Source organism: Actinomadura logoneensis, from assembly GCF_003428695.1.
Classification (GTDB): domain Bacteria; phylum Actinomycetota; class Actinomycetes; order Streptosporangiales; family Streptosporangiaceae; genus Spirillospora; species Spirillospora logoneensis.
The window spans coordinates 1-6,386 of record NZ_QURH01000891.1 but is presented as its reverse complement, the minus strand read 5'-3'; the positions used below and the strand labels follow the sequence as shown (position 1 = coordinate 6,386).

Genomic DNA, 6,386 nt, shown 5'->3' with positions numbered 1-6,386 from the left:
CGGGCCGTCGCGCGTTCCGGGACGGCCCGCGCCCGGCGGGAGGCGGCGCGGACCAGGGCGCGGGGTGCGGCGCCGCGGACGCGGTAGGTCATGTGACCACCCCCACGGCCCAAAAGGCGCATCTCGCATGCAAGTTCTCCTACGCTTGGATCATGCGGTTGACGAAGGCGACCGACCTCGCGCTGCGCGTGGTGATGAGTCTCGCGGCGATCGACCCGGAGCCGAGCACGGCCCGGCGGATCGCCGAGGAGATGCGCGTCCCCTACAACCACCTCGCCAAGGTGGTGGCGCGGCTGCAGCGGCTCGGCGTGGTCGAGACCCGGCGCGGACGCGGCGGCGGGCTCAGCCTGACCGACGCCGGCCGCACGGCGTCGGTCGGACGGCTCGTCCGCGAGCTGGAGGGCGCCAGGGACGTCGTCGAGTGCGAGGGCGACGTGCCCTGCCCGCTCCGGCAGGCGTGCCGGCTGCGGTCGGCGCTGCGCCGGGCGCAGGAGGCGTTCTTCGCGTCCCTGGACGAGGTGACGCTCGCCGACCTGGTCGCCTCACCGACCGGCCCCGTGCTCCTCGGACTGTCCGGGCGCCCGCCCTCCGGGTAGCGCTCGGCAGCCACCTCCTGCCCCCCACTCCCCGTCCGCCGTTAAATCAGTAGATCAGATACCAATTTGGAGGCGCCATGCTCTCCCCCCGGTCCGCCGAGGTCGTCCGTGCCACGCTCCCCGTCGTCGGCGGCGCGATCAACGACATCACCGCCGTGTTCTACCCGCGGATGTTCGCCGCGCACCCCGAGCTGCTGCGCGACCTGTTCAACCGGGGGAACCAGGCGGCCGGCACGCAGAAGCAGGCGCTGGCCGGGTCGATCGCGGCCTTCGCGACCGCGCTGGTCGAGCACCCCGACGAGCGCCCGGACGCGATGCTGTCCCGGATCGCGCACAAGCACGCCTCCCTCGGCGTCCTGCCCGAGCAGTACCCGATCGTCCACGAGCACCTGTTCGCGGCGATCGTGGAGGTCCTCGGCGACGCGGTCACCGAGGAGGTCGCCGCCGCCTGGGACGAGGTCTACTGGCTGATGGCCAACGCCCTCATCGAGATCGAGCGGCGGCTGTACGCCGAGCAGGGCGTGCTGGCCGGCGACGTCTGGAGCACCTGGGTCGTCGCCGAGCGCGTCGAGGAGACCGGCGTCACCGCGACGTTCCGGCTGCGTCCCGCCGACGACTCCGCCGAGGTCGCCCCGTTCCGCGCCGGGCAGTACGTGTCGGTGCGGGTGCCGCTGCCGGACGGCGCGCGCCAGATCCGGCAGTACAGCCTGACCGACGCGCCGGGCGCCCGGGAGCGGACGATCACCGTCAAGCGCGAGGAGGGCGACCCGGCGGGCGAGGTCTCCAACCGGCTGCACGACACCGTCCGCGTGGGCGACACGCTGGAGGTGTCGGCCCCCTACGGCGACCTGGTGCTGGACGACGCCGACGGCCCGGTGCTGCTCGCCTCGGCGGGCATCGGCTGCACCCCGATCGTCGCGATGCTCAAGCAGCTCGTCGAGGACGGGCACCGCGCCCCCGTGATCGCCGTCCACGGCGACCGGGCGCCGGACGCGCACGCCCTGCGGGACGAGCGGGCCGGCCTGGTCGGCAAGCTGCCCGCGGGCACCGACCTCACCTGGTACGAGCACCCGGAGCAGCCCTGGCCGGCCGAGCGCACCGGCCTGGTGGACCTGTCGGACGTCGAGCTGCCCGAGGGCCTGCACGCCTACCTGTGCGGCCCGCTGCCGTTCATGCGCTCCGTCCGGGCCCAGCTGATCGAGCGGGGCGTCCCGGCGTCGGACATCCACTACGAGGTCTTCGGACCCGACCTCTGGCTCGCCGCCGCCTGACCCGTAGGGTGTCCCCATGGGGGAACTGATCGTCCTTCGGCACGGCGAGACCGAGTGGAGCCGGGACCGGCGGCACACGGGACGCACCGACGTCCCGCTGACCGCCGCGGGCGAGGCGCAGGCGCGCGCCCTCGCCCCCGCCCTGGCCGGGCTCCGTCCGGTGAAGGTCGTCTCCAGCCCGGCCGAGCGGGCGCGGCGCACCGCCGAGCTCGCCGGCCTGGCGGTGGACGAGACCGACCCGGACCTCTGGGAGTGGGACTACGGGGGCTACGAGGGGATCACCAGCGAGGAGATCCGCGCGTCGCGGCCCGGCTGGTACCTCTGGGACGACGGGGTGATCCCCGGTGACGCCGACCACCCCGGCGAGAGCGCCGGGCAGGTGGGCAAGCGCGCCGACAACGTCCTCACCCGCGTCCGCCCGCTGCTCGCCGAGGGGGACGTGGTCCTGGTCGCCCACGGGCACGTGCTCCGCGTCCTCACCGCGCGCTGGCTCGGTCTCGACCCCACCGACGGAAGGCTGTTCGCCCTCGGCACCGGTACCGTCTCCACCCTCGGCCACGAGCACGACCGCCCGGTCATCACGACCTGGAACGTCCCGCCGCGAAGCGGGTAATATACCCCCAGGGGGGTTCCCCCCGGGGGGTATCGTGGGCGAGCCCCCCGGCACGCCGGCGACTGTGAGGACGAGATGGCGACGAGCGAGACCCCGACCCGCGGCTACACCGCCACCAAGGACCAGCTCGGCACGCGGCTGCGCCGCATCGAGGGCCAGGTGCGGGGCATCGAGCGCATGGTGGAGGACGACCGCTACTGCATCGACATCCTGACGCAGATCAGTGCGATCCAGGCCGCCCTCGACAAGGTGGCGCTGGGCCTGCTGGACGGGCACGTCCGGCACTGCGTGGCCGAGGGCTCGCAGGAGGGCAAGTCCGAGATGATGTCCACCGAGCTGATGGCCGCCGTCGGCCGCCTCATGCGCCGCGGCTGACCCCACCGCCGGCGGCCGGCTCGTGCCGCCTCGTACCGCGCCTCGTGCCGCCTCGTGGGCCGTCCGGGCCAGGAGGTCCCGTCCTGGCCAGGAGGCCCCGTCCGGATTCAGGAGGCCATGGCCCAGCCGGAGGCGCCGGCGGCGTGCTCGCGGATGAGCGCGCGGGCGCGGCGGGCGTCCGGGCCGTACCGGTACCGCTCGGGGACGACCCGGGTCGTCCGGTAGAGGCCCTTGAGCGTGAGCGTGGCGGCGAGGTCGGACGTGGGCAGCCCCGGCAGCCCGTACTTGCGGCGGGCCCAGCGCGGCAGCGTGGACACCACGAGCACGCCGACGGCGGGCGCGGCGAGCTTCAGCGGCATCAGCCTGCCGGGCAGCGCCGGGTTGAACATCCGCCGGAACCCTTCCCTGGCCTCCTCGCAGGCCCAGACGTGGCGGCGCATCCCGGCGTAGTAGTCGCGCATCTCGGCCACGCTGGACGGCACGTCCGCCGGGTCGAGCCCGACGACGGCCGCCGCGAGGCGCTGCTCGTCCACGAACCGGTCGGCGTCGGCGCGACTCAGCGGGACGCCGGAGCGGCGCGCGACGTCCAGGTACGAGTCGACCTCGCCCATGTGCACCCAGAGCAGGCTCTCCGGCTCGTCCACGCGGAACACCTCGCCGGTGCGCCGGTCGGTGCCGGTGAGCTTGGAGTGGAGCTTGCGGACGCGCCGCCCGACCCGCTCGACCTCCTCGCGCGTCCCGTAGGTGCGGACGCGGACGAACTCGACCGTGCGCCCCAGCCGCGCCCACGCGGTGGCCGGGTCCATGAGCTCGGAGTTCTGCGCGGTCCCCCACATCGAGTGCGGGTGCAGCGCCTGGAGCAGCAGCGCGCGGATTCCGCCGACGACCAGCACCGGCTCCCCCATCACCCGCCAGGTCACCGACCCCGGCCCGAACAGCCCGAAGTCCTCGCCGCGCTCCTCCCCGAGGCCCCCGCCGAAATCCTCGCCGAAGTCCTCGGCGAGGTGTGCACCGGGGTCCCCGCCGTCCGGAACCGCCCGGCTGTCCGGGTGCGCGTCGATCGCCATCGCCCGCTCCTCTCCCGCACCGTCCGCGCGCCGGCCGGCGCCGCGCGCACGCCTCGAGGAAACCACGTCCGGTGACGCAAGTAACCACTTATTTCCCGGATATGGCGGGCCTCACACCGCGCGCGGAGCGGCCGTGCGGACGCCGGAGTCAGGCGCCGCCGGAGTCAGGCGCCGCCGGAGTCAGGCGCCGTCGGGTTCAGGCGCCGAGGTCAGGCGTCGTCGGGTTCGGTGTCCTGGGGGCCGGTCTGCTCGGCCACCCAGGCGAGGTAGTCCATGCTGCCCGCGACGACCGGAGTGGCGATGATCTCCGGCGTGTCGTAGGAGTGCTCGTCGGTGATCAGGCTGGCGAGCTCGTCGAAGCGGTCGACGGTGGTCTTGAAGACGACCATCCACTCCTCGGCCGCCTCGATCTCGCCCTCCCACCAGTAGGTGCTGGCGACCGGGCCGACCAGCTGCGCGCAGGCGGCGAGCCGTTCGGTCACGGCGGACTTCGCCAGCGCCGCCGCCTCCGCGCGCGAGTCGGTGGTCGTGGTCACCTGAACGTAGGCGTCGGCCATCACCGAGCTCCTTCCCCCGTGCACCGATCGTAGCCCGGCGGGCGCCCGGTCACCGGCTCGGCCACACGACGAGCGCGCTGCCGCCGTGCCGGCGGACGGGTTCGGCGACCGCCCTGACCAGGCCGGGAGCCAGGAACTCCAGGCCGGTCGCGGCGCCGATCTGCCCGGCGGGCGGGCCGGGGAACAGCGCCAGCCGGTGGCCCTTCGCGGTCAGCGCCGGCCCGTACCGGTCGAGGAACCCCTGCTCGGCGAACACCTGCGGGGTGTTGCGCTGGGTGGCGCGCGGCGCGGCGAGTGCGTCCGGCAGGTCCATCCCGAGGTCGACCCGGTTCAGCAGGATCTGCAGCACGGTCGTGATGATGGTCGAACCGCCGGGGCTGCCGACCGCGAGCATCGGCCGGCCGTGGCGCAGCACGATGGTCGGGGACATGCTGCTGCGCGGACGCTTGCCGGGGCCGGGCAGGTTCGGGTCGGGCGCCGCGCCGGGGGCGGGCGGCTGGAAGCTGAAGTCGGTCAGCTCGTTGTTGAGCAGGAACCCGCGGCCGGGGACGGTCAGCCCGCTGCCGCCGAACTGCTCGATCGACAGCGTGTACGACGCGACGTTCCCCCACCGGTCGGCGACGACCAGGTGCGTGGTCTGCGGGCCCTCCTGGCCGAGCGGCCGGGCGGTGGCGGCGGGCGGCCGGCAGTGCCCGTACCGTCCGTCCGGGCTGCCCGGCGGGACGGGTGCGGTCGCGGCGGTGTCCGGGCTGATCCGGCAGGCGCGCTCGCGGGCGTAGCCGCGCGACAGCAGCTCCCGGACCGGGACGTCCACCTTGTCGGGGTCGCCCACGTAGGCGCCCCGGTCGGCGTAGGCGAGCTTGGACGCCTCGAGGTAGTAGTGCAGCGCGGTGACCGGGTCCTTGGGGCTGAGCCGGTAGTTGCCGAGGATGTTCAGCGCCTCGCCCACCGTCGTCCCGCCGGACGAGGACGGCGCCATGCCGTAGACGTCCACGCCGCGGTAGCTCACGTGCGTCGGGTCGCGCCACACCGGCCGGTAGGCGGGCAGGTCGGCGTCGCTCATCAGCCCCGGCCGGACGTTGCGGGTGGCGGCCGGGTCCTTGGGCGGGTGCCGGACGGTCCGGACGATCTCCTTGCCCAGCTCCCCGCCGTACAGCCAGGACGGCCCGCGCCTCGCCAGCTCGCGGTAGGTGCGCGCGAGGTCGGGGTTGCGGAAGGTCGAGCCGACCTGCGGGAGCCTCCCGCCCGGCAGGAACAGCTCGCGGGTCGGGACGATGTCGCGGAACCGCGCCTCGTTCGTGGCGGTCTGGTCCTGGAACTCCTGGTCCACGGTGAAGCCGTGCTCGGCCACGCGGATCGCGGGCTGGAGGAGGGAGGCCATGGAGCGCGTCCCGAAGCGGCGCAGTCCGGTGTCCCACTGCGCGACGGTGCCGGGCACGCCGACCGACAGGCCGCTGGTCACGGCCTCGTCGAAGGCGAGCGGCTTGCCCGTCGCCGGGTCGAGGAAGGACGTCTCCCGCATCGCCCCCGGCGCCTTCTCGCGTCCGTCGATCGTGTACACGCGGCGGCTGCGGGCGTCGTAGTAGGTGAAGTAGCCGCCGCCCCCGATCGCCGCGACGTACGGCTCGGTGACGCCGAGGGTCGCGGTGGCGGCGACGGCGGCGTCCATCGCGTTGCCGCCCTTCCGCAGCACCTCGATCGCGCTGCGGCTGGCGTCCGGGTCGACGGTGGAGACGGCGCCGCCGTAACCGGTCGCGACGGGCTGCTTGCCGTCGGGCGCGGTGGGCGCGGGCGCGAAGGGCGCTGTGGACTCACGCGCGAAGGGTGCGGTGGGCGCGGGCGCGGCGGTGGCCTGGCCGGGAGCGGCCAGCGCCGCGACGACCGCCGCGACGGCGGTGACGGCGACG

Annotated in this window: 7 protein-coding genes; 4 read left to right on the top strand and 3 right to left on the bottom strand. The window is 74.6% G+C overall.

The genetic code is table 11. The features are described 5' to 3' along the window. The first annotated feature begins 152 nt into the window (after positions 1 to 152). The 4 genes from DZF91_RS30055 (at position 153) to DZF91_RS30040 (ending at position 2,855) form a co-directional block, all read left to right on the top strand. The gene (locus DZF91_RS30055) at positions 153 to 596 is read left to right on the top strand and encodes an RrF2 family transcriptional regulator (RefSeq protein ID WP_117360470.1); all 444 of its coding nucleotides are present in this window, start codon (positions 153 to 155) and stop codon (positions 594 to 596) included. Between the two features lie 77 nt (positions 597 to 673). Continuing rightward, positions 674 to 1,867 carry a globin domain-containing protein gene (locus DZF91_RS30050; protein ID WP_117360469.1) on the top strand — a complete coding sequence of 398 codons (1,194 nt, stop codon included), beginning with the start codon at positions 674 to 676 and terminating at the stop codon, positions 1,865 to 1,867. A 16-nt stretch (positions 1,868 to 1,883) separates the two neighbouring features. Continuing rightward, positions 1,884 to 2,480 (top strand): histidine phosphatase family protein, encoded by a 597-nt coding sequence (locus tag DZF91_RS30045; protein WP_117360468.1) that lies wholly within the window; start codon positions 1,884 to 1,886, stop codon positions 2,478 to 2,480. Positions 2,481 to 2,555: 75 nt separating this feature from the next. Continuing rightward, entirely contained in the window at positions 2,556 to 2,855 is a 300-nt protein-coding gene (locus tag DZF91_RS30040; RefSeq protein WP_117360467.1) for a metal-sensitive transcriptional regulator, read from the top strand. A gap of 107 nt (positions 2,856 to 2,962) precedes the next feature. Here the strand turns inward: DZF91_RS30040 and DZF91_RS30035 are convergent, their stop codons facing one another. From DZF91_RS30035 to ggt, 3 genes are all read right to left on the bottom strand, one after another. Further along, positions 2,963 to 3,922 carry an oxygenase MpaB family protein gene (locus DZF91_RS30035; protein WP_117360466.1) on the bottom strand — a complete coding sequence of 320 codons (960 nt, stop codon included), beginning with the start codon at positions 3,920 to 3,922 and terminating at the stop codon, positions 2,963 to 2,965. A 209-nt stretch (positions 3,923 to 4,131) separates the two neighbouring features. Next, positions 4,132 to 4,479: a divalent-cation tolerance protein CutA gene (cutA, locus tag DZF91_RS30030; protein WP_117360465.1), complete on the bottom strand. Its 348-nt coding sequence runs from the start codon at positions 4,477 to 4,479 to the stop codon at positions 4,132 to 4,134. 49 nt (positions 4,480 to 4,528) lie between these two features. Next, a partial coding sequence (gene ggt, locus DZF91_RS30025; RefSeq protein WP_407920952.1) for a gamma-glutamyltransferase occupies positions 4,529 to 6,386 on the bottom strand: 1,858 nt, incomplete at its 5' end.